This is a genomic window from Streptomyces sp. NPDC048565 (assembly GCF_040650935.1).
Classification (GTDB): domain Bacteria; phylum Actinomycetota; class Actinomycetes; order Streptomycetales; family Streptomycetaceae; genus Streptomyces.
Genome location: NZ_JBEZIH010000019.1, coordinates 86,980 through 107,571, shown reverse-complemented (window position 1 = coordinate 107,571; position 20,592 = coordinate 86,980). Strand labels below are relative to the sequence as shown.

At 68.5% G+C, this 20,592-nt stretch carries 22 protein-coding genes and 3 pseudogenes; 12 read left to right on the top strand and 13 right to left on the bottom strand.

The window, feature by feature from the left end; all coding sequences use genetic code 11:
• The first annotated feature begins 104 nt into the window (after positions 1-104).
• The 4 genes and pseudogenes from AB0C75_RS22940 to AB0C75_RS22925 all read left to right on the top strand — a co-directional run bounded on the left by AB0C75_RS22940 (position 105) and on the right by AB0C75_RS22925 (position 3,351).
• A complete protein-coding gene (locus AB0C75_RS22940; protein WP_362893549.1) occupies positions 105-1,319 on the top strand; it encodes an FAD-dependent monooxygenase in 1,215 nt (404 codons plus the stop codon).
• A 184-nt stretch (positions 1,320-1,503) separates the two neighbouring features.
• Positions 1,504-2,169 carry a DUF998 domain-containing protein gene (locus AB0C75_RS22935; protein WP_362893548.1) on the top strand — a complete coding sequence of 222 codons (666 nt, stop codon included), beginning with the start codon at positions 1,504-1,506 and terminating at the stop codon, positions 2,167-2,169.
• Positions 2,170-2,205: 36 nt separating this feature from the next.
• A pseudogene (locus tag AB0C75_RS22930) lies at positions 2,206-2,613 on the top strand (response regulator transcription factor); the annotation flags it as partial.
• A 129-nt stretch (positions 2,614-2,742) separates the two neighbouring features.
• On the top strand, positions 2,743-3,351 hold the full coding sequence (locus tag AB0C75_RS22925; RefSeq protein WP_362893547.1) for a TetR/AcrR family transcriptional regulator: 609 nt from the start codon (positions 2,743-2,745) through the stop codon (positions 3,349-3,351).
• A 56-nt stretch (positions 3,352-3,407) separates the two neighbouring features.
• On the opposite strand, the gene AB0C75_RS22920 is transcribed toward AB0C75_RS22925, so the two are convergent.
• Entirely contained in the window at positions 3,408-4,172 is a 765-nt protein-coding gene (locus AB0C75_RS22920; RefSeq protein ID WP_362893546.1) for a glucose 1-dehydrogenase, read from the bottom strand.
• Between the two features lie 223 nt (positions 4,173-4,395).
• Between AB0C75_RS22920 and AB0C75_RS22915 the strand changes: the two genes are divergently transcribed.
• A complete protein-coding gene (locus AB0C75_RS22915; protein ID WP_362893545.1) occupies positions 4,396-4,881 on the top strand; it encodes an NUDIX hydrolase in 486 nt (161 codons plus the stop codon).
• Between the two features lie 13 nt (positions 4,882-4,894).
• Here AB0C75_RS22915 and AB0C75_RS22910 read toward each other — a convergent pair.
• From AB0C75_RS22910 to AB0C75_RS22885, 6 genes and pseudogenes are all read right to left on the bottom strand, one after another.
• Positions 4,895-5,209 (bottom strand): annotated as a pseudogene (locus AB0C75_RS22910) (sugar nucleotide-binding protein); the annotation flags it as partial.
• A 56-nt stretch (positions 5,210-5,265) separates the two neighbouring features.
• Positions 5,266-5,850 carry a hypothetical protein gene (locus tag AB0C75_RS22905; protein ID WP_362893544.1) on the bottom strand — a complete coding sequence of 195 codons (585 nt, stop codon included), beginning with the start codon at positions 5,848-5,850 and terminating at the stop codon, positions 5,266-5,268.
• Positions 5,847-6,836: a hypothetical protein gene (locus tag AB0C75_RS22900; RefSeq protein WP_362893543.1), complete on the bottom strand. Its 990-nt coding sequence runs from the start codon at positions 6,834-6,836 to the stop codon at positions 5,847-5,849. The genes AB0C75_RS22905 and AB0C75_RS22900 overlap by 4 nt, the downstream gene beginning before the upstream one ends.
• Positions 6,837-7,078: 242 nt before the next feature.
• Positions 7,079-7,828, bottom strand: a complete 750-nt coding sequence (locus AB0C75_RS22895; protein WP_362893542.1) for an ATP-binding cassette domain-containing protein — start codon at positions 7,826-7,828, stop codon at positions 7,079-7,081.
• Positions 7,829-7,969: 141 nt separating this feature from the next.
• Positions 7,970-9,085 carry an ACR3 family arsenite efflux transporter gene (arsB, locus tag AB0C75_RS22890; protein ID WP_362893541.1) on the bottom strand — a complete coding sequence of 372 codons (1,116 nt, stop codon included), beginning with the start codon at positions 9,083-9,085 and terminating at the stop codon, positions 7,970-7,972.
• Positions 9,082-9,471 (bottom strand): metalloregulator ArsR/SmtB family transcription factor, encoded by a 390-nt coding sequence (locus AB0C75_RS22885; protein ID WP_362893540.1) that lies wholly within the window; start codon positions 9,469-9,471, stop codon positions 9,082-9,084. Before AB0C75_RS22885 ends, arsB begins: the two co-directional genes overlap by 4 nt.
• Positions 9,472-9,569: 98 nt before the next feature.
• On the opposite strand from AB0C75_RS22885, the gene arsM reads away from it, so the two are divergent.
• Positions 9,570-10,403: an arsenite methyltransferase gene (arsM, locus tag AB0C75_RS22880; RefSeq protein WP_362893539.1), complete on the top strand. Its 834-nt coding sequence runs from the start codon at positions 9,570-9,572 to the stop codon at positions 10,401-10,403.
• 135 nt (positions 10,404-10,538) lie between these two features.
• Here arsM and AB0C75_RS22875 read toward each other — a convergent pair whose 3' ends face one another.
• Positions 10,539-11,807 (bottom strand): NAD(P)/FAD-dependent oxidoreductase, encoded by a 1,269-nt coding sequence (locus AB0C75_RS22875; RefSeq protein ID WP_362893538.1) that lies wholly within the window; start codon positions 11,805-11,807, stop codon positions 10,539-10,541.
• 153 nt (positions 11,808-11,960) lie between these two features.
• Between AB0C75_RS22875 and AB0C75_RS22870 the strand changes: the two genes are divergently transcribed.
• Positions 11,961-12,665 carry a TetR family transcriptional regulator gene (locus tag AB0C75_RS22870; protein WP_362893537.1) on the top strand — a complete coding sequence of 235 codons (705 nt, stop codon included), beginning with the start codon at positions 11,961-11,963 and terminating at the stop codon, positions 12,663-12,665.
• Between the two features lie 318 nt (positions 12,666-12,983).
• On the opposite strand, the gene AB0C75_RS22865 is transcribed toward AB0C75_RS22870, so the two are convergent.
• Together AB0C75_RS22865 and AB0C75_RS22860 are read right to left on the bottom strand one after the other, a co-directional pair.
• Positions 12,984-13,499, bottom strand: a complete 516-nt coding sequence (locus tag AB0C75_RS22865) for a putative immunity protein (RefSeq protein ID WP_362893536.1) — start codon at positions 13,497-13,499, stop codon at positions 12,984-12,986.
• A complete protein-coding gene (locus AB0C75_RS22860) occupies positions 13,496-14,113 on the bottom strand; it encodes a putative immunity protein (RefSeq protein ID WP_362893535.1) in 618 nt (205 codons plus the stop codon). Before AB0C75_RS22860 ends, AB0C75_RS22865 begins: the two co-directional genes overlap by 4 nt.
• A gap of 90 nt (positions 14,114-14,203) precedes the next feature.
• On the opposite strand from AB0C75_RS22860, the gene AB0C75_RS22855 reads away from it, so the two are divergent.
• Complete coding sequence (locus tag AB0C75_RS22855) at positions 14,204-14,971, top strand: MerR family transcriptional regulator (protein ID WP_362893534.1); 768 nt, start codon at positions 14,204-14,206, stop codon at positions 14,969-14,971.
• A gap of 138 nt (positions 14,972-15,109) precedes the next feature.
• Here AB0C75_RS22855 and AB0C75_RS22850 read toward each other — a convergent pair.
• Both AB0C75_RS22850 and AB0C75_RS22845 read right to left on the bottom strand, forming a co-directional pair.
• Positions 15,110-15,529: pseudogene (locus tag AB0C75_RS22850) on the bottom strand (GNAT family N-acetyltransferase); the annotation flags it as partial.
• Positions 15,530-15,586: 57 nt separating this feature from the next.
• Positions 15,587-16,216, bottom strand: coding sequence for a TetR/AcrR family transcriptional regulator (locus AB0C75_RS22845; protein WP_362893533.1), 630 nt, complete (start codon positions 16,214-16,216; stop codon positions 15,587-15,589).
• Positions 16,217-16,284: 68 nt separating this feature from the next.
• On the opposite strand from AB0C75_RS22845, the gene AB0C75_RS22840 reads away from it, so the two are divergent.
• Together AB0C75_RS22840 and AB0C75_RS22835 are read left to right on the top strand one after the other, a co-directional pair.
• Positions 16,285-17,154 carry a 2-dehydropantoate 2-reductase N-terminal domain-containing protein gene (locus tag AB0C75_RS22840; protein ID WP_362893532.1) on the top strand — a complete coding sequence of 290 codons (870 nt, stop codon included), beginning with the start codon at positions 16,285-16,287 and terminating at the stop codon, positions 17,152-17,154.
• 229 nt (positions 17,155-17,383) lie between these two features.
• The gene (locus tag AB0C75_RS22835) at positions 17,384-17,890 is read left to right on the top strand and encodes a DinB family protein (RefSeq protein ID WP_362893531.1); all 507 of its coding nucleotides are present in this window, start codon (positions 17,384-17,386) and stop codon (positions 17,888-17,890) included.
• A gap of 52 nt (positions 17,891-17,942) precedes the next feature.
• On the opposite strand, the gene AB0C75_RS22830 is transcribed toward AB0C75_RS22835, so the two are convergent.
• A complete protein-coding gene (locus AB0C75_RS22830) occupies positions 17,943-18,755 on the bottom strand; it encodes an SDR family oxidoreductase (protein WP_362893530.1) in 813 nt (270 codons plus the stop codon).
• A gap of 72 nt (positions 18,756-18,827) precedes the next feature.
• Between AB0C75_RS22830 and AB0C75_RS22825 the strand changes: the two genes are divergently transcribed.
• Both AB0C75_RS22825 and AB0C75_RS22820 read left to right on the top strand, forming a co-directional pair.
• Entirely contained in the window at positions 18,828-19,415 is a 588-nt protein-coding gene (locus AB0C75_RS22825) for a helix-turn-helix domain-containing protein (RefSeq protein ID WP_362893529.1), read from the top strand.
• A 101-nt stretch (positions 19,416-19,516) separates the two neighbouring features.
• Positions 19,517-20,500 carry an IS481 family transposase gene (locus AB0C75_RS22820; protein ID WP_362893528.1) on the top strand — a complete coding sequence of 328 codons (984 nt, stop codon included), beginning with the start codon at positions 19,517-19,519 and terminating at the stop codon, positions 20,498-20,500.
• Positions 20,501-20,592: the final 92 nt, after the last annotated feature.

The window sequence follows — 20,592 nt, the reverse complement described above, 5'->3', positions numbered from 1 at the left end:
CTATGACCTACATAAAGATACCTAAGGTACGCATCTTTAGTGTGCATGCCATGCGTACCGCCTTCGTCATCCCGGGGCCCACCCGGGCAGAAAGGTGAGAACCCATGACCAAGAACTCTCGTCCCGCCCGTCGCGTACTGATCTCAGGAGCCAGTATCGCGGGCCCCGCGCTCGCGTACTGGCTCGACCGCCACGGCTTCGAGGTGACCGTCGTCGAGAAGGCTGCCGCCGTGCGCGGGGGCGGGTACGCCATCGATATTCGCGGCACGGCCCGCGAGGTCGTCGACCGCATGGGCCTGCTGCCCCGCCTGACCGAGGCGCACGTCGACAGCCGGCGGATCACCTTCGTGGACTCGGCGGGCGAGACGGTCGGCTCGGTGCGGCCCGAGCAGTTCACCGGTGGAGAGGCGGGCCTGGACCTCGAGGTCCGGCGCGGTGACCTGGCCGACGCGCTCCACACGCCGGTGCGGGAGCGGGTCGAGTTCCTCTTCAACGACTCGATCGCGACACTCGACGACACCGGGGACGCCGTGCACGTCGCCTTCGACAGCGGGATACGCCGCACCTTCGACCTCGTGATCGGCGCGGACGGACTGCACTCGAACACACGCCGGCTGGTCTTCGGCCCCGAGGAGCCCTTTCACCACTATCTCGGGCGCGTGTTCGCCGGCTTCACACTGCCGAACGAGTTCGGGTTCGCACACGAGGCCGTCCTCTGGAACGAGCCGGGACGCGGCGCGGTTCTCTACGCCTACGAGCAGTCCGACCGTGTGCACGGCTTCCTCACCTTCGCCAGCGAAACCGCGCCCTTCGACGCCTTCCGCGACCCGCAGGCCCAACGCGACCTGGTCGCGGCACACTTCCCCGAGCAGGTCTGGCACGTGCCGCGTCTGGTGGCGGGCATGCGGGAGGCCGACGACCTCTTCTGCGACATCGTGAGCCAGATTCACATGCCCACGTGGTCCCGGGGGCGCGTCGTACTGGCGGGGGACGCCGCGCACGCCACCTCGTTCCTCTCCGGTCAGGGCTCCAGCGTCGCGCTCGTCGGCGCGTACGTCCTGGCCGGCGAACTCGCCGCACACGCGGACCACACCCAGGCCTTCGCGGCCTACGAGCGCAGGATGCGGCCCTTCGCGGAGCTCAACCAGGCGCTGGCCACCAACGGCGGCTCGGTGGTCACGCCCGCGACGCGCGAAGAGCTCGAGGCCCGCAACGCCTTGGTGCGCGATCCGGAGGTGGCGGCGAAGGAGCTGGCGATGGCCAGTGCGCAGGAAGGACGCGAGGCACACTCGGCGATGGCACTGCCCGACTACTGCTGATCGCCGAGTGGCAGGCCTGGGCGGGGATTTCGAGCACGAGCGCGCGAGTGCCGAGCATGCGGGATCGTTCCGTAGGGTCTGCCCCACCCTGATCCAGGGGGCTCGTCGGAGTGTCTGGGTCCCGCACCGCGTGATCGGCTGTCCACACGTGATTCTGCATTCTGCGTGACGGAGGGGTGAACGGGTGAGAGTCCGGATCGGGTACTCGGCATGGATCGTGGGCGTGGTGCAGTTCTTCGTCGTCCAGGAGGTCGCCGAGTCGGCTTGGGCCAGACCGTACAGCTGGGCGCGGAACAACATCAGTGACTTGGGCAACGCTCACTGCGCCCTGCAGGCAGAGCCTGAGCCGCGGTATGTCTGCTCCCCCGAACACGGCCTGATGAATGTCTCGTTCATCGGACTGGGAGTGCTGGTCATTGTCGGCGCGGCCCTGACCGGTGGTGCCCTGTGGCGCAGCAGTCGGGCCGCTGCCACGGCCCGACTGCTGCTCGCCGGAGCCGGCGTGGGCTTCGCGCTGGCCGGGCTGGCCCCTGCTGACGTCAACGAGAACCAGCACCTCCTGGGCGCCCTGCTCATCATGGCAGCCGGCAACATCGGTCTCGTCCTGGCGGGATTCGCCCTGGCAGAACACATACCGGGTCCTCTGCGCTGGGGCACCGGCCTGCTGGGGGTCGCAGCGCTCACGGCCTTCGGGCTGTTCCTCTCCCACCACTATCTCGGGCTCGGTATGGGAGGTATGGAACGGGTCGCTGCCTTTCCCCTCCTGTTCTGGGTACTGGCGGTCGGCATTCGTGGGGTCGCCCGGAGGGGTCTTCACCGGATGCACCCAGTCCGGGCAAGCGCGTCCTAGCGCCGCGGCAGGCAATTTTCGCGCGACCGGACGGCCGCCGCCGCCGACCTCCAGCGTGCGCTGCCCGGCTGCCGCACCATCATCTGCACGACGTTCAGCCGGCCCGGCTACCCCTCGCGGGCGATGGCCGCGGGCGCGTCCGGGTACGTCGTGAAGGACTCCTCGCCCGAACAGCTGGTCGACGCCATCCGCCGCGTCCACTCCGGGCTGCGTTTCGTGGATCCGGCCCTCGCCGCGGAAGCCCTGGCCGGTGGTGCGAGCCCGCTGACCGACCGCGAGGCGGACGTACTGCGCGCCACCGTAGAGGGCGGCACCGTGGCTGACATCGCCAGGGCACTCCGGCTGTCCCAGGGCACGGTGCGCAATCACCTGTCGCCGGCGATCGGCAAGACGCAGGCCCGCACCCGCGCCGAGGCGGCCCGGCTCGCGGAGGCCAACGGCTGACTGTGATCGTCGCGCGGTCCAGCGGTGGTCGGACCCATCGTTCTCCCCGTAGCTCGTGGTCGTCGACCGCGGCACGGACGCGTGCCGGGATTACGCTGGACCGTGGAGTCCATTTTGAGGAGGCAGGTCTTGCGCGGGGAGCTGACGACGAAGGGGAAGGCGACGCGCAGCCGGATCGTCGCGGGAGCCGCCGCGGTGCTGCGGGAGAAGGGTGTCGGATCGGCGAGGTTGGACGACATCATGGCGCGGACCAGCGCCAGCAAGAGTCAGCTGTTCCACTACTTCCCGGAAGGCAAGGACGAACTGCTCGTCGCGGTCGCCCAGTTCGAGGCGGATCAAGTGCTGGAAGACCAGCAGCCGTACCTGGGCCGCCTGGACTCGTGGGAGGCCTGGGAGCAGTGGCGGGACGTGGTGATCGAGCGGTACGAGGTCCAGGGGGACGAGTGCCCGCTCGGATCGCTGTTTCATCAGGTCGGGCGCTCGACCCCTGGGGCGCGGGCCATCGTGATCGAGTTGATGCGCCGCTGGCAGGAGAACCTGGCTGCGGGCATCCGGTCGCTACAGGCCACCGGCCAGCTTCCTGCGACACTCGATGTCGACACCAGGGCTGCGGCGCTGCTGGCCGCGATCCAAGGGGGCGTGTCGATCCTGCTGTCGACGGGCCGTTCCGCTCACCTACGCGCCGCCCTCGGCCAAGGGATCGCGGACCTGCGCCGCGCGGGCACTGCAGGTCCGTGACCCGGCGCCGGACGCTCAACCGCGCCCCCTCACCCAGGGCGACAGCGTCGTGCGCGTCAGTCGGCAACGACAGCAACCGCGGTGCGGCCGCCGTCGACATCGAGCACGATGCCGTGAACGAAAGCCGACTCGTCACTGGCCAGGTAGACAGCGGCCTTCGCGATGGCGTCCGGGGTCCCCGTCCGGCCTGCGGGTGTGCCCTTCATCATGACCTCGCCGGGGTGGATCTCGCCGGGGACGGGCGTCTGCACGACGCCCGGCGAGATGGCGTTCACCCGGACGCCCTGCGGCCCGAACTCCGCTGCCCAGGCGCGGGTCAGGGTTTCCGTGGCTCCCTTGGTGGAGCTGTAGAGGGCGCTGATCGGAATGCCCAGGCGGGCGATCCAGGAGCCCAGGTTGATGATCGCGCCTCCACCGGCCTCCGCCATGGCCGGTGCGACGGCCGCGGTGAGGAAGAACGGGGCTTTCACGTTGACCGCGTAGACCTGGTCGAAGGTCTTCTCATCGGTGGTCGCTGTGGTGTTCGCGGGGAAAATGCCCGCGCTGTTGACCAATACGTCGATGCGGCCGCCGAGGACCCGCGTAGCCTCCTGGGCCAGCGTCTGCGAGGCAGCGGCGCTACCGTCCAGGTCGGCCCTCAGGAAGTCGGCGCGGCCGCCCCGGGCGCGTATGCCGTCGACGACCTCCTTAGCACGTCCGACGCTGCGGCCCGAGACGACGACGTGCGCCCCCTCGGCAGCGAACGCCTCCGCGATGGCTCGTCCGATGTTGCTGGTGGCTCCGGTCACCAGGGCGGTCCTGCCTTCAAGTCGCGTCGACATGATTCACTCCGTTGCTTGGTCATCTGCTACGAAACGCACGGCCGAACCGCATAGCGCTTCCGACCGGTCGGGGCCCTGGAAAGCCGGGGCGGAGTGCCACTGTGCGACGAACAAATTGGACCTGCAAGTCCAGAAAATGTGAGCTTCCGGTACTCAGGAAGACCTCCACCAGTTCCAGCGAGGAGTCGCTGGTTCTCCGGGCGGGTGTGTTTGGGTCCTGTGCATGAACGTGCAATTGAGCCCGGAAGAGTACGAACGGACACTGCCGCGGAAGCGCGTCGCCGCAGGTGTCCTCTTCTTCGACCCGGAGGGGCGGGTGCTGCTGGTGGACCCGGTCTACAAGCCCTTGTGGGAGATCCCCGGCGGTGCCGTGGAGCGGGACGAGTCCCCTCGCGCCGGCGCGGCGCGAGAGGTCAAGGAGGAATTGGGGCTGGAGTGGGCACCTGGGCGGCTCCTCGGCGTGGACTGGCGCGGCCCACGGCCGGGGCGCAGCGAGAGCCTGGCCTATGTGTTCGACGGCGGGGTGCTCAGCAAGGACCGGCTGGCGGAGATCCGCTTGCAGCCCGAGGAACTCGGGGCCATGGAGTTCGTTGCGGTCAGCCGGATCCGGGAGCGTTTGGTGGAGCGGCTCGCCGTGCGGGTGGAGGCGTGTGTGCGGGCCCATGAGCAAGGGCTGACGGTGTACCTGGAGCATGGGGTGCCGGTGTAGGGAGGAGAAGCAACACCGCGTCGCTGGATACGTGAACCGGACGGCAGCCGTACTTCGCCGCGGCCATCGCCGGCCGGACAGGGCCTTCGGCCGTGACCGCCCAGTCGGATCCACCGCTCGTCGCGTTGACGACGAGGCGCGGGGCGGTCTCAGCCACGACCGCTTCGACACGTTCGGGGTCCCTCAGGTCGAGTGCGTGCCATGCGACGTCCGCAGACCGACCCGGCCTGGTCGCGAACGTCGCTGCCGTCGCGTGGCCGACTACTGCCGCCTGGTGGACCAGCTCGGACCCCAGGAAACCGCTACCGCCGATGATCAGGATCGTCATCACGCGACACTGTAAGGGATTCGGGATCGCCGCACCGCTGTCTGCTGGTCATCTGGTCATCGCGATGAGCGTTTCGATGAGAGTCGATTGCCGGATGCCAGTAGCCCCAATCCGAACAGGACGAGAGCTGCCGTCCAAGCGCTCAGGCTCTCGGGTGGGTAAAGAGTGAGGGCCCACCACCGGCCGACAGGTTGCCCGGAAGGCTGGTTGGCGCGGCCGAGGCTGGCGCTGACCAGCAGGAGGAGTAAGCAGGCGGCGCCGGCCGCGGCCTCGTTGGTCAGTCGCCGGACGATCAGGGCCACCGCAAGAAGCACCATGAGGTTGCGTGGGATGTCCATGCCCACGACCAGGCCGAGCAGGTGGCACAACGCCACAGCCGTCGTGACGACCGTCAGGTCCCAGCGCAGCACATGCACAACTGCTGTGGCCTCCGGGGCGCCGAGGCAGCGGTCGAAGCAGTACAGGACTGCTCCGATGACCAGGATCGGTGTGAAGTACTCGATGCGCATGCTGACCATGCCGCCCAGGAAACCTGGGACGGGTACCTCTGTCCCACCGAGTGTCCAGCAGACCAGGGTGAGCAGTACGAGTGCTACGGGCACTGTCCACCAGCGTCGTACGACGGAGAAGTAGAGCTTCACGTCTGGCCTGCCACACAGTGCGTCCGGTCCTGGGCGGCTTTGGTGAACCAGTCGGCCTGCTGCGTGGCCGGGAGTTCGCGTATCCGCTGCACCTGTGCCCAGTCCTGGGGAGGGACGCTCGCTCGCACGTCCTTCTCGTCCGCACCCACGACCAGTTGCGCCCATGTGTCGGCCAGGTACGGCTGCCGGCAGTCACGCACGCCGTGGAGTGCGGCAACGCCGACGACGGCCGACCGCGCGAGGTCGGTCTCGAATTGCTGCGCGGAGTTTCCCGGCGACCAGTACAGGGGCCAGGTGCCCGGTTTCAGGTCGAGGTCGTCAGAGACCATTCGAAGCGTCCGAGGGCTGGGCACTCCGGCGGCTCGCAGTGCCTCCAGGGCAGGCAAGGAATCGAGACGCAGACCGGCTGCTTCCTGCTCGTACTCCTCGGGCAGGCAGAGCGCGGGCGCCTTACCCACGCATGCGGTGTGGCCCACACGCGCATTCATCAGTGGGCTGTACCCCCAGTCCGACACCAGGATGCGGCCGGTGAACAGTGCGGCTGCGACGACGGCCGCGCTGCAGGCGAGCAGCCATGGCCTGCGGCGGACACCGGTCAGCAGAACAACGGCCGCGGTGAGGCTTGCTGTGACCAGCCATGGGACGAGGTAGACCATCGGGTCGAGCGTGTCGGTCAGCGTGGAGCTCTCGGTCGGGAAACCGACCAGATGGCGCCATGCAGGAGCGCTCATGGAGTGCGGAATGGCCAGCCACGCCCAGCTGCCGACCGCGGCGACCAGTGCGGCCACGGCGCGGGGGCACAGCAGCCCCACCACCCAACCGATGACCATCCAGCCGCAAGGGAGCAGCAGCAGGTGCCCGACGGCGAACAGTCCGGAGCCGCTGGGCCAGACCCCGACTGCGAGCCTGGCCATGATGAGAGCGCCGCCGACGAGAAGGAGATGGAGCACGAAGACCGGTCGGGCTGCCCAGAACCACTGGCTCACCGTGCTTCGTGAGCTGACTTTCCTGATGTCCCCCATGCTTCGCTGACGGCCGGCTTCCCAGGCCGTGGCCCCAGCAACCACAGGAGCAATTGCGGCGATTCCCCACGAGGCCAACTCACCCGACGCGGGTCCGTAATCAGGTATGCCCCAGAAGCTTTCACCCCGGACGAGACTTCCCATGTAGAGAAGTGCCGGCAGTACCAGCCAAGGGGTGGAGGACGCACGTAGGTTCCCGAGTGCGATCACTGTTCCACGACTCCCAGCAGAGCCGAGTACGCACTCTCCATACGCCGCCCTGGAACGCTTTCGGAGTCGGCGTGACTCTCGAATTCCGCCACTCCGCCCTGGAACCTCACAGTGCCGTCCTCCACGACCACGACCTCGTCGAAAGCCTGGTCCAAATCGGCGATGTCGTGGGTGGAGACGATCACGTGCACGCTTCCGCGGAGTGCGACGAGCAGGTCGTGGAACCTGCGGCGTTGGCTGGGGTCCAGGCCGACTGTGGGCTCATCCAGCAGGAGGAGTTCCGCATCGTGGACCAGGGCCTGGGCGATGGCCAGCCGCTGCTGTTGTCCACCGGACAGGGTGCCGACCTTGTCCTTGGCCTTCGTCGTCAGTCCCACACGCTCGATCGCTCCGGGGGCGGCGCTCCATGCCTCACGCTCCCTCATTCCCTTGAGCCAGCCGACGTAGGCGACGTGTTCCTGGCATGTCATACCTGGAAGGAACGAAGCCCGCTGGGGAAGCCAGGAAACCTTGCGCCGGTAGTCGCGCAGGGTCCTGCTGTTCGAGGACCGCAGCTCACCGAAGCGGACCTCCCCGTCCTGAGGCGCGCTCGCGCTCGCTCCGAGCGCGAGCAGAGTGCTCTTGCCGGCCCCGTTGGGACCCAGGAGCACGGTGTTGCCCGGCGAGAGATTCAGGTCGAGCCTGTCGATGACAGGGGGTCTCCTGCGGCTGTAGCGGAACGTGCAGGATCGGTAGTGCAACGGCATGAAGGCAACCTCGTCCACAGAACGGTTCGGTGAGCAACAGTCAGCGATGTGACCGACACACTCACACCGCCACCTTCATGGACGTCGAAGTAGTGGTCCCCGGCTCCATGAGCGACGAAATTACGCGGAGAGGCCGATGAGTCAGACCTGAGCGGAACCTTCCCGGGCGGCGGCCGCGGGAGACCGTGGTTGGGGCTCGGGGAAGTAGCGGCGGGCTGCGAGGGCTACGTGGACGAGGCCGATGAGGACAGGGACCTCGATGAGGGGGCCGACGACTCCTGCGAGGGCCTGGCCGGAGGTGGCGCCGAAGGTGGCGATGGCGACCGCGATGGCGAGTTCGAAGTTGTTGCCCGCCGCGGTGAACGCCAGCGTCGTCGCCTTGGGGTAGCCGAGGCCGACCGCACGGCCGGCGGCCATGGACCCGGCCCACATCAGGGCGAAGTACACAAGCAGCGGCAACGCGATCCGGGCGACGTCCAGCGGTTCGGAGGTGATGGCGTCACCCTGGAGGGCGAACAGCACCACGATCGTGAACAGCAGCCCGTACAGGGCGAACGGGCCGATACGCGGGACGAGTTCGGCCTCGTACCAGTCCCGGCCCTTGGCCTTCTCGCCTAGGCGGCGGGTGAGGAAACCGGCCAGCAGCGGGATGCCGAGGAAGATGAGGACGCTGCGGGCGATCTCCCACACGGAGACGTCGAGCGTGGTCTGTTCCAGTCCGAGCCAGCCGGGCAGCACGCTCAGGTAGAACCAGCCGAGTGCGGCGAACGCGATCACCTGGAAGACAGAGTTGAGGGCGACGAGGACAGCGGCGGCTTCCCGGTCACCGCAGGCCAGGTCGTTCCAGATGATGACCATGGCGATGCAGCGGGCCAGACCCACGATGATCAGACCGGTGCGGTACTCGGGCAGGTCCGGCAGGAAGATCCAGGCAAGCGCGAACATCAGCGCCGGGCCGACGACCCAGTTCAGGACCAGGGACGGGACAAGCAGACGGCTGTCGCGGGTGACGGTGTCGAGACGGTCGTAGCGCACCTTCGCCAGGACCGGGTACATCATCACGAGCAGGCCCAGCGCGATCGGCAGCGAGACGCCGGTGACGGTGACCTTCGCGAGCGCGTCGCCCAGGCCCGGCACGAGGCGGCCGAGGCCCAGGCCCGCGGCCATCGCGGCAAGAATCCATACGGCGAGGAACCGGTCCAGGAACGACAGCCGGGACGCGACCGGCCCGGCCGCCGTGGACGTCGTATCGCTCATGAGGTGGCGGGTACGGCGTCGGCGGGGCTGCCGGGGCGGGTCAGGACGGCGGCGAGACGGTCGGTCGTGGCGGGCAGCAGCCGGTAGTACACCCACGTGCCGCGGCGTTCGGAGTCGATCAGCCCTGCCTGCTTCAGCAGCTTCAGGTGGTGGGAGATCGTCGGCTGGGACAGCTCGAAGGCAGGGGTGAGGTCGCAGACGCAGATCTCCCCGCCGTCCCGCGAGGCGATCATCGACAGCAGCCGCAGCCGCACCGGATCACCCAGGGCCTTGAACACGCGGGCCAGATCGGTGGCCGTCCCATCGTCCAGCGGGGCGGTCAGCAGGGCCGGACAGCAGCCGTCGGCCTCGTCCGGGCCGAGCACTACAAGCTCTTGTTTCGACATGCTTCTATGTTGACGTTTTTCGATCCAAGGCGCAAGGTTGAATCGAAGAACGCGAATACAACCCGGTCCAGGCCGTCCAACAACGTACGGAGTCAGTCATGACCGAGCAGTCCACCGATCTGCGCGAGACCGTCCGCCGGCGCTACGCCGCAGCCGCGGTACAGGTCACCGAGGGCGGCACCGCCTGCTGCGGACCGGCCGCGATCGACATCGACGACACCTTCGGCTCCGCCCTCTACACCGGCGGCGAGCGCGACGACCTGCCCGCCGAGGCGATCGCCGCCTCGCTCGGCTGCGGCAACCCGACTGCCGTCGCCGACCTGCACGAAGGCGACCGGGTACTGGACCTCGGCTCCGGCGGCGGCATCGACGTCCTGCTCTCCGCCCGCCGGGTCGGGCCCACCGGCAGGGCGTACGGCCTCGACATGACGGAGGAGATGCTGACCCTCGCCCTGGCCAACCAGAAGAAGGCCGGTGCCACGAACGTCGAGTTCCTCAAGGGCACCATCGAGGCCATCCCACTGCCCGCCGCGACGATCGACGTGGTGATCTCCAACTGCGTGATCAACCTGTCCACGGACAAGCAGACGGTCTTCGCCGAGACCTACCGCGTCCTCAAGCCCGGTGGCCGTATCGGCGTCTCCGATGTCATCGCCGACGACGCCCTCTCCCCTGCCCAGAGGGCCGAGCGCGGCGACCATGTCGGCTGTATCGCAGGCGCTCTGTCCTTCACCGAGTACCGCCGTGGACTTCAGGCAGCCGGGTTCACCGACATCGAGATCACCCCGACCCACGCCGTGGCCGACGAGATGCACTCCGCGCTCGTCAAGGCCACCAAGCCCCACACCGCGAACACCCCGCCCGAAGAGCCGACCACCGCTTCCCCCGCGCCTGGCCGGACTGACTCCACGGCCGGCTGCTGCGGGAACTGACCGGGGTACTCGGTCGGCCCACTCCGCCCCATGGGGGCGAGGGTGAGCGGTTCGGGGCCCGGGCGGGTGGGCCTCGGGAGGCGGACCGCTTGAAGGGGAGCGCGACCCGAGGGGCGCCTTGATGGTGGCCTTGAGCTAATCGCCTTCGGCGGTGTGGCCATGGTTGGCGCGATAGGCGGCGGCCTTCTGCTGGTAGGCGCGGTGCTCGGCGGCATGGTCGGGGGGTGTGTGCTGAGCGGGGGCAACGTCACTGAAGAAGCGTTGCAGTGCGGCGTTGGAGCCGGTGGCGAGTTCACCGGCGCGCTTCCACATGGTGCTCTCGTAGCGACGTATCGCTGTGTCAAGGGCGGGTTCCGCTGTGTCGAGGGCGGGTTCCGCGGTGTCGAGGGCGAGTTCCGCGGCGATGGCAGTGGCAAGTTCGGCCCCGTCCAGCAGGGCGAGATTGACGCCGTATCCGCCGAAGGGTGCCATGACGTGGGCCGCGTCACCCAGGAGCGTCACGCCCCGGGTGTGGCGCCAGGTGTGGTGGTCGGGCAGGACGTGGATGGGCCGGTTGCGATAGCCGCCGTCGACGTCGCTGAGGAACGGCAGCAGGCTCGCGTCCCAGGAGGCGAACGTCTTGATCAGGTGGGCGCGTACCGCCTCCTCGTCGGCCGGATCGTTCGGGTCGCTGACGCCGGCCTCGCGGTACCAGTCGGCGGGGGTGCGCATGGCGAGGTAGGCCCTGACGTAGCCGCTGCTGTTGCGCTGACCGATGACGGCGTTGCCTTGTCCGTCGCGGATGAAGGCGTGCCCGTCCCCGACGATGGCTGCGATGTCCGGATGCCGGCGGTCGGCGTCGTCGTATCGGGCGTCGAGGAATGAGACACCGGTGTAGCAGGGGCTCGCGGACGAGACCAGCGGCCTGGTGCGCGACCACGTGCCGTCGGCGCCGATGACCAGGTTCGCCTCGACGGTGTCGCCGTGGTCGAAGTGAAGGCGGTGGGCTCCGTTGCCCAGGGGTTCGGCATGGGTGAGTTTGTGGCCCCACCGCACCGTCGCGGGGTCCAGCGAGTCGTAGATCATGCGGCGCAGCTGGCCGCGGTCGATCTCGAGTGCCGCGGTGTCGTCCACTTCGGGTACGAAGCGGGAGAGCACGGTGGCGTGGTGGTCCATGGTCGCCTTGGTCTGCCCCTCGGGGCGGGCCAAGTTGTTGAACGCGCCCATCAGCCCTGCGTCCTCCAGCGCGATCTGACCGGTGTCCAGATGCAGGTCCAGAGTGCCGCCGAGGTCATGCTCGTCGACCGAGGCGTCCATGTCGTAAAGCATCACGGGGATGCCGTGCAGCTGAAGCATGCGCGCACACAGCAGACCGCCGGGCCCGGCGCCCACGATGGCGATACGAGGGGAAAGGGCGCTGCTCATGGTCGTACCTCTTCCGATGTCGGCAGACAGCTCTCGGCAGACAGCGCCCCGTCGCTGCCGTCAAGGACAGGACGGACGATGCGGGTTCACATTTACTGTCACTGCATATTTACAGTAGCAGAACTTATACGGTGACTGGACTATGCTTGCGTCATGACCATGCGCACGGTGGACTGGACGGCGCTGCGCCGCCGCGACGAGGAACCCGCCAACGAAGGCCTCAGAGAACGCAAGAAGCGGATGCTGCGCCGGCAGCTGTCCGACACGGCGACCGAGATGTTCATGGAGCGGGGCTTCGATGCCGTACGCGTCTCCGAGGTCGCCGCGGCGTGCGGGGTGTCAGAGAAGACGGTGTTCAACTACTTCCCCACCAAGGAGTCCCTCGTCCTTGACCTGGGCGCGGTCACGTCGGACTCTGTGCGCACCGCCCTGGCCGACCCGGATCTCCCGCCGGTCGAGGCGGCGTTGAGGATCCTGTCCGGGGAGCTGACCGACGTCACCTCCTGGCTGACTGCACAGGACGACGCGGCCGAGGCCAAGGCAGAGTTTCTGCGCTTCGGCGCACTGATCAGATCGACGCCGTCCCTGCGGGCCTACCAGAGGGACATGGCCGACGAGCAGTCCGTCGTGGCCGCCGAAGCCCTGTCCCAGCGCTGCGCGGGAAGCCCGGACGACCCCGAGCTCCAGATCACAGCAGCCGCCCTGCTCGCCCTGTGGCCCATCCAGGCCCGGGCGCTGCGCAGACATCTCAGCGGCGCCCGGCCCCTCGATCAACTGCACGACGCGGTCACCGACGACGTCCGGCGCGCGGCCCGGCTCCTCGAAACCGGACTGAATTCACTCGTCCACGCCCGGTGAGTGGTCGGGGAGATCGCGGTGTGGCGCCGAAGCGTTCGGCCCAGTGGGTGCCGGGTGGCACGGCACCACAGTGCGGGCTCCGAGGCACATACCGTCCGAGGGACCCCGCGAGGACGAGACCCGTGAGCACGATAGCGATACGTCGAGACATGCTCATACTCCTGCGGTGTGTGACTGCGGGGGCCGGAACGACGCCGGGCCGCGGCTTCCGAGGGCCGCCTGCTCCTTCAAGGACCGGCGTCCGGGCGGGCGGCTTCCACGGATTCGGCCGACGCCCGGGCCGTGGAGCGGGCTTCGGCTTCGGCTTCAGCTTCAGCTTCAGCAGTCGAACACCGACCAGCAGATGTCGTTGCGCAGCTGCTGGTCATCAAGTACGAGCTCCCGGATCGCTTCCGGGAGCTGGTCGCGCTGCCACTGGCACTCGGCTCGTCCCGCAGTCTCGCTCTCGCCCTCCGATGCCGCCGCACGCGCGGCCTTGATCGCGTAGGCGGCCGCGCCGAGCTCGTGCGCGGCGACATGGGCGACGGCCCCGGCCTGGCCTGCGGCGTACGCGGCATGCCGTGCGGCCCCGCTCAGATCTCTGGCTGCCCCCATCGCATGGCCGCCCGCCGCGCGCGTCTGCATCATCTTGACCTCGCCACGCACCCAGGCCCTCGCCTGCTCGATCGCCTGACGCGGTCGCGGGTCCTGAGGCCGGGCCGACTCGAAGAGACCAAGGACGTGCTCCGCACAGTCGGCAGCCCAGAGAGCGAGGAGATGGTGATCCGCATCGGTGAGCGTCCCGCCGCGGCGGATCGTCACGAAGCGAGGGTCACGTACCTTCGGAAGGATCATGACGTGCACTCCCTCTCCTTGCGCACGTCGGCGCCGCGCGCCGCAGTGCGCCCTGACGGCCGTCCAGCCGCCTGACGCAGGGAATGGTCCAGCGTGCTCATCAGCCGAGCGACGCGACTGCCGCCGCCCGCCGCGGGCGGATAGCGGCACAGCACATCGACGAGCACCGGTGTCGCACGCCGCCTCGACCGTTCCAGCAGGGCGTCCACCGTCGCGGGATCGCCGCCCGCCCTGATCTCCGCGATGTGTGCGGCGCTCGCGGAGGCTCGCAGGATGTGACCGACCTGGCCGGCCTGGGCGATGGGGTGCAGGTATGCGGCCGATGCCGCGTCACCGGCAGATCGCGCGGCCAGTCGCGCGGCTTCGGAAGGTGCACATCCAGCGGCTCGATGAGCGTCGAGAGACGTGACGCGCTGCAATATCGTCCTGCTGGCGCCGTTGATGAACACCCAGGCTGCGTCGATCGCCGTACGTGGACGCGGATCATCGGGAACAGTCTGCTCAAAAACAGATAGGACGTCCTCTGCGTGCCGGACCACGTAACGCGCCACGACGCGCAGTTCGTCCATCGTCAGATCGAAGTCTCCGGACACGGTGTGCTTGCTCTGTGCCATGGCCCTGAATCGTATCCTTGAACGGCCGGTGGAGACTCTGCGACGAGTCCTCCGCTCACTTGCCGTCCCAACCCTCAATCAGGAGGACACATGCGGCCCGTGGACCTGGCCCGTCGCCATGGCCTCTCCACGCAGGCGGTCCGCAACTACGAGGACGGCGGCATCATCCCGCCGGCCCAGCGCAGCCGGACGGGGTACCGGAACTACACCGCCACTCACGCCGCCGGCCTCGCGGCCTACCTTGCGCTCGTGCCTGCCTTCGGTTACTCGACGAGCCGTCGCATCATGCACGCCGTCACCGGCGGCCGACTCGACGAAGCACTGGAGTACGTCGACGACGGGCACTGCCTTCTGGCTCGCGACCGCCACACGCTACGAACCGTCGAAGCGGCACTCTCACACCTCGGATCCTTCGCCCCGGCTACGCCGTCCGGCAACTCGGCGCCGTACAGCGTCTCGGCGCCGTACAGCATCGGCGAACTCGCCCGCCACCTCGTGCTCGACCCGGCCACCCTGCGCGCCTGGGAGCGCGCTGGAGTGCTCGCCCCCCAACGTGACCCGCGCGGACACCGCCAGTACTTCGCGCAGGACGTACGCGACGCCGAACTGGCCCACCTGCTACGCCGGGGAGGCCGGCCCCTGGACACCATCGCCACGGTCCTCCGAGAACTCCGCGAAGCCGGAAGCCCCGAAGCGCTGACCCGTACCCTGGAAGGATGGCGGCGCGACCTCAGGTCCCGTGGAACGGCCCAGCTGCACGCCGCCGGGCAACTCTCCACGTACCTCGACTCCCTGGACGCATCGACGAGAACCGGCTCACCCTCGGAGTACAGATCGGCTTCCAGGAATGCCCGGTAAGCTCACCGGCAACGCGCCTGCTGTCGCCACGTATGAACGCCTCGGTATGTCAAAGCAGCGGATCGGAGCGGCGCACCTCCCTGCCCGGTGAGGCCGGGTCCACCGAGCCAAGCCGAGACGACTCGCCGCGCGTAGTGATCACCGGATTCCGGGCAACCCCCTCTCAGACGGCCGCTGGTGGGGCACGGACCGCAACTGGGCGATGTACGCGGCGGCCAGGCGGCCGAAGACAGATGGCGGCCCTTTTGTGCGCATGCGGTAGCGGTCTTGCCGTAGCGGATGGTCGGAGTCATGGTTCATGTCCTGGGCCTTCCACCAAGGCCGCGGGCAACCCGGCCCCTCAGGTGTCCGATCGCGTTGGATCACCGTGTTGCCGCGGTGATCCGGTCCTGATGCGGCAAGTCGCGCGGTGGCATCCATCAGCTGCTTGCCGACGCCCTGCCTACGGTGGGCCTCGGCGACGACGACGTCCTCCACTACCAGGATCGATCGTCCGCCGCGGGTGAGGTTGGGCAGCACTGTGCAGTCTGCGGTGCCGGCGAGCGCGCCGTTCAGGTCTGCGCGGACCGTTGCGAACGCCGCCTGACCCGTGACGCCGGCGTCTGTCTTGGGTCCTCAGGACCGGATCGGTGGCGCACTCATCGCTGCCGTCAGGAAGGTGATCGCCCACCGTCGGGCCGCCTCGCCCGCTACCGGGGACATACAGCCAGGTGTGGGCTGCTGGTGGACCTGGAGGCGGTCGACGGCCGTTACGGCAAAGATCCCCCTCATCCGGAACGACAGCTCCTCCGGGGAAAGGCCGGGCAGTACGCGCGTGAAGGCTGCGAAGTAGCGCTCACGGACGGAGTCCTCGGCCGGGCCGGTCCAGCTGCGTGCCTCCTCGGCCGGGTCGCTGAGGATCGTCACCATCAGCCGGGACGTCCGGGCGCCGCCCTCGCCGCCGGCCGGCATCTCGTCGAACAGCGGCCCCGCGAACGCCTCCACCAGTTTGCCGACCGGTGGTTCGGGGGTCCGGGTGAGCAATTTGTCGAGCCCGGCGCACTGGGCAGCGGTGATGGGCTCGACCACACGGCGGACGACTGCCGCCATCAGCTCAGCCTTCGAGCCGAAGTGGTAGCCGACGGCGGCCAGGTTCGCTCCGGCGAGATGGGTGATCGCACGGACCGAGGTGCCACGGTATCCGTGCTCGGCAAAGAGGTGCTCGGCCGCGTCGAGGATCTGGGTGCGGGTGTCTGGAGTCGCCACACGAGGACTCTACATATGCTTGAATCAAACGAACGTATGAATCAAACGAACGTATGAGGGAGACTGTCATGAAGCTGCTCGTGTACGGCGCCGGGGTTTGCGGCAGCCTGTTCGCCGCCCACATGCACGAGGCGGGCCACGAGGTCTCGCTCCTCGCCCGGGGCGAACGCCTGACCGCCCTGCGCCTACAGGGAGTGCGGCTTGCCGAGGAGGACGGCCCTGTCAGGCGGGTGCCGGTAGCGGCCATAGACCGTCCGGACGGCAGGTACGACCTGATCGCCGTCTTCGTCCGCACCCACCAGGTGGATGCAGTGCTGGAATCACTCGCTGGTGTCCAAGGTGACGTGCTGTTCCTGCTCAACTGGGCAGCCGGTCCGAAGACGCTGGGTTCGGTGATCGGCCACGAGCGGGTGCTGCTCGGCTTCCCCGCGGTCGGCGGCACGATGGACGGCGACGTGGTCCGTTACCGCAAGACCAACTTCATCACCCGCCGGGTCGCGATGCCGATCGGCGAACCCGACGGCCGCACCACCCCGCGACTGGCACGGATCGTGGAGACGTTCCGTACTGCCGGGATCAACGCCAAGGCCGAGCCGCAGATGGATGCCTGGCTCAGTACGCACGCCGCGTTCGAGGTCCCGCTCGGTCAGGCGGTACACGCGGCGGGCGGCCCGGTAGCGCTGGCCGACGCCCCGGACGCTGTACGCGGCATGCTCCACCGCATGCGGCAAAACCTCGCCGCGCTGGAGACGCCGCCGGTACCTCGCGCGTTCGCCGCGTTGCGGGCTCTGCCGCAAGGACTCCTTGTGCCCGCGCTCCAACGCTTCCTGAAGAGCCCGACGGCTGTGAACAGCGGACTCAGCGACCTCTCACCTGCCACGGTGGCCGAACTCGAGCGGCTGACCGAACAGCTCCGCGCCCCGGCGGGAGCCCGCTAAGCGAACCAGGACGGCGAAAGGCTCACCACGCACACCACCGCCAGTCGCACAGAACCTGACGCTGTCGGGAATCGTGGAATGTGAAAGTGCCGATCCTGTGGCTGGGCCGACAAACTGCTCGACCTCGCGCTGGAAAGATCCGGGCTGTCGGCCCGGTCCGGGAACGCGGCGTTGGGCCCGGCGTTAAATGCCTCGACATGGGTCGCGGTGATCGGGGACTCTTCACGCGATGACACGAATCGACGACACGCCGCCCGCGTGGGACGAGCGCACCCAGCTCACCACATTTCTCGACTACGCACGTGACACCGCCCGCACCAAGTGCGACGGCGTCTCTGCGGAGAACGCCCACAAGGCGCTCCTGCCGGGCTCGCCGCTGATGACCATGAGCGGGGTGATCAACCACCTCCGCTGGGTCGAGTACTACTGGTTCCAGGTGGTTTTCCTCGGCGAGAAGGACCGGGGGCCCTGGACCGACGAGGACCCCGACCGCGAGATGCGTATCGCCGTAGATTTCCCACTCACGCAGTTGGTCGATGAATACGCCGAACAGAGCGCCCGCTACCGCGAACTGGTTGCCGGCAACGGCCTGGACAAGCCGGCCCGGCGAGCCGTCCGTGGCGATCTCCATGTCGACCTGCGCTGGATCCTCCTTCACCTCACCGAGGAGACAGCCCGCCACAACGGCCACCTGGACATCCTGCGCGAGATGCTGGACGGCACGACCGGCGACTAGGTGCATTGCCCCGCGTGCCCGGCGGAGCTCGCGGGCGGCGTCGCAGGACGAGTCAGGTGGCCGCTGTCACGAGCCCGGTGGAGCGCGCTGAGATCATCCCGCTGAGCAGGGCGGCGCGTCGGCGGGTGAAGAGGCGTGGCAGTCTCACCGTCAGCGCGTTCAGGCGGCCCGACTGCACACTGGGCCTGCGGCCGCGGTCGAGTGCTCTCATCGCGGTCGCGACCGCCTGCTCGGGGGTCTGGTACCTGCCCCGGTAGGCCCCACCGCCCAGAGCGTCGAAGAACTCGGTGCGGGTGAGCCCGGGGGCGAAGGAGAGCACACGCAGACCGGTGCCGCGCGACTCGTACCAGAGCGCCTCGGTGAAGCTGAGGACGAATGCCTTGCAGGCGGCGTAGACCGCCATCGCGGGAGTGGGCGTGTACGCAGCCATGCTCGCCAGGTTGACGAGGATGCCCCGGCCGGAGGTGCGCAGCGGCTCGATGAACGCGCGGGTGAGGTCGACGAGGTTGGCGACATCCACGTTGATCTCGTCGGTGAGGCGGTCTGGGTCCTCCTGGTGAAAGGCGCCGTCGGTGCCGAAACCGGCGTTGTTCACCAGGCCGTCGACGGTGATGCCTCGCTGGGCCAGGTCGGCGGCCAGCCGCCGGCCCGCGCCCGGCTCGCCCAGGTCGAGTGAGATCGCGGTGGTCCGTACACCGTGTCGCGCCCGCAGTTCGGAGGCGAGTGCCTCCAGACGGTCGCGTCGTCGTGCGACGAGGACGACGTCGGAGCCGCGGCGGGCGAGTTCACGGGCGAAGGCTGCGCCTATGCCGGAGCTGGCGCCGGTGACGATCGTGGTCTGGCCGGAGAAGTCGATCGGAGTCATTTCTGCACTGTAGGCCGACTTTTGCACTGAGTGCAAGGTGCGGCATGAAGTGCACGACCGTAGGGTGGGTGCATGGCCGACACCCCTACGCTCCGAGAGCGTGCCCGCCGCGCCGCACGTGCAGAGATCGCCGCCACCGCCATCCAGCTCTTCGCGGAGAACGGCTTCGATGCGACGACGATCGACCAGATCACTGCCGCCGTCGGCATCTCGCGCCGCTCGTTCTTCCACTACTTCGGGAGCAAGGAAGATCTCGTCCTGGGCGATACCGACGCACTGGGCGAGTCGGTGCGAGCCGAACTCGAGGCCCGGCCGGAAGGCGAGTCGGCCTGGGAGGCCATCCGGGGAGCCCTGCTGATCCTTGGCCAGGTAGGGGGCGGCCCGGCGGAGCGGCTCACCCTCGCCGGTCTCCACCACGAGGCGCCCTCGCTGCGCGCTCGGCACCTGGAGAAGCACCTGCGCTGGCAGCACCTGCTCGCTCCCGAGATACAGCGCCGCCTGGGCCTGCCCGCGTCCACAGAGGCCGACCCCAGAGCCCTGGCGTTCGTCGCTGCCGCGCTGGCCTGCGTCGACGCGGCCGTCGACGCGTGGTACCGCTCCGGCGGGACGGACGATCCCGAGCGCCTCTTCGACGAGGCGGTCGCCACTCTCCGCAGCTAGGTGTATTAACCACGAGCGTTGTTGACACCAGGGTCTTGATCAAAGGCGAAGACCTCCGGTGTGGTGGAGCTGTCTAGGACTGCACCGCACCGGAGGTCTTCGTGTCCCACCGTAATGCCCGGCTGACCGTTCACGGCAGGCGGCTGCTGATCCAGCGGGTCCTTTCCGGCCGCCCGGTCGCTCATGTGGCCGGTGAGATGGGGATCTCGCGGGCCACCGCCCACAAGTGGGTGCGGCGGTGGCGAACGGAAGGCGATCCGGGGTTGCTCGACCGTCCGAGCCGTCCGCACACGACCCCGCACCGCACGGCCCCTGAGACGGAAGCTGCCGTGTGCGATCTGCGCCAGGACCGCAAGCTCGGCCCGGCCAGGATCGGCCCGATCCTCGGACTGCCGGCCTCCACCGTCCACCGGATCCTGACCCGCCACGGCCTGAACCGTCTGGCCTGGCTGGACCGCCCGACCGGCGAACCGATACGCCGCTACGAACGCAGCCGCCCCGGCGAACTCGTGCACGTCGACATCAAGAAACTCGGCAACATCCCAGATGGCGGTGGCTGGCGCACGGTCGGCAGAACAACGGGCAACCAGAACCGGCAGGCCACCACCGGCCTGCGCAAGAGCTCCAAACCAGTGATCGGCTACAGCTACATCCACTCCGCCGTCGACGACCATTCCCGCCTCGCCTACAGCGAAGTCCTCACCAACGAACGCCAGCACACCGCGATCGGCTTCTGGCGACGCGCCCAGGCATTCTTCACCGGTCACGGCATCACCGTCGAACGGGTCCTGACCGACAACGGCTCCTGTTACAAGTCCAAGCTCTTCACCCAGACCCTGACCGCGGCCGGCATCACCCACAAGCGCATCCGCCCCTACCGACCGCAGACCAACGGCAAAGTTGAACGCTTCAACCGCACCCTGCTGGAGGAATGGGCCTACCTACGGCCCTACACCACCAACACCGAGCGGACAGCAGCCCTCGACGACTTCCTCCACAGCTACAACTACCATCGCTGCCACACCGCACTCGGAGGCCAGCCCCCGAAAAACCGAGTCAACAACGCTGCGGGTCAATACAGCTAGGGCGTGTTTCGAAAGTCCCGCCTGCCCGGCGACGCCTGGCACGCACGCTCGCCGCGTTGTCGGGATCACCCCGATACACCCAGTATCGGGGT

What these genes read in the sequence shown, in the direction of transcription:
- AB0C75_RS22940 (WP_362893549.1), top strand. Translation starts at nt 105, where the DNA reads ATGACCAAGAACTCTCGTCCCGCCCGTCGCGTACTGATCTCAGGAGCC.
- AB0C75_RS22920 (WP_362893546.1), bottom strand. Translation starts at nt 4,172, where the DNA reads ATGTCGACGCGACTTGAAGGCAGGACCGCCCTGGTGACCGGAGCCACC.
- AB0C75_RS22915 (WP_362893545.1), top strand. Translation starts at nt 4,396, where the DNA reads ATGAACGTGCAATTGAGCCCGGAAGAGTACGAACGGACACTGCCGCGG.
- AB0C75_RS22895 (WP_362893542.1), bottom strand. Translation starts at nt 7,828, where the DNA reads ATGCCGTTGCACTACCGATCCTGCACGTTCCGCTACAGCCGCAGGAGA.
- arsB (WP_362893541.1), bottom strand. Translation starts at nt 9,085, where the DNA reads ATGAGCGATACGACGTCCACGGCGGCCGGGCCGGTCGCGTCCCGGCTG.
- AB0C75_RS22885 (WP_362893540.1), bottom strand. Translation starts at nt 9,471, where the DNA reads ATGTCGAAACAAGAGCTTGTAGTGCTCGGCCCGGACGAGGCCGACGGC.
- arsM (WP_362893539.1), top strand. Translation starts at nt 9,570, where the DNA reads ATGACCGAGCAGTCCACCGATCTGCGCGAGACCGTCCGCCGGCGCTAC.
- AB0C75_RS22875 (WP_362893538.1), bottom strand. Translation starts at nt 11,807, where the DNA reads ATGAGCAGCGCCCTTTCCCCTCGTATCGCCATCGTGGGCGCCGGGCCC.
- AB0C75_RS22870 (WP_362893537.1), top strand. Translation starts at nt 11,961, where the DNA reads ATGACCATGCGCACGGTGGACTGGACGGCGCTGCGCCGCCGCGACGAG.
- AB0C75_RS22865 (WP_362893536.1), bottom strand. Translation starts at nt 13,499, where the DNA reads ATGATCCTTCCGAAGGTACGTGACCCTCGCTTCGTGACGATCCGCCGC.
- AB0C75_RS22860 (WP_362893535.1), bottom strand. Translation starts at nt 14,113, where the DNA reads ATGGCACAGAGCAAGCACACCGTGTCCGGAGACTTCGATCTGACGATG.
- AB0C75_RS22855 (WP_362893534.1), top strand. Translation starts at nt 14,204, where the DNA reads ATGCGGCCCGTGGACCTGGCCCGTCGCCATGGCCTCTCCACGCAGGCG.
- AB0C75_RS22840 (WP_362893532.1), top strand. Translation starts at nt 16,285, where the DNA reads ATGAAGCTGCTCGTGTACGGCGCCGGGGTTTGCGGCAGCCTGTTCGCC.
- AB0C75_RS22835 (WP_362893531.1), top strand. Translation starts at nt 17,384, where the DNA reads ATGACACGAATCGACGACACGCCGCCCGCGTGGGACGAGCGCACCCAG.
- AB0C75_RS22830 (WP_362893530.1), bottom strand. Translation starts at nt 18,755, where the DNA reads ATGACTCCGATCGACTTCTCCGGCCAGACCACGATCGTCACCGGCGCC.
- AB0C75_RS22825 (WP_362893529.1), top strand. Translation starts at nt 18,828, where the DNA reads ATGGCCGACACCCCTACGCTCCGAGAGCGTGCCCGCCGCGCCGCACGT.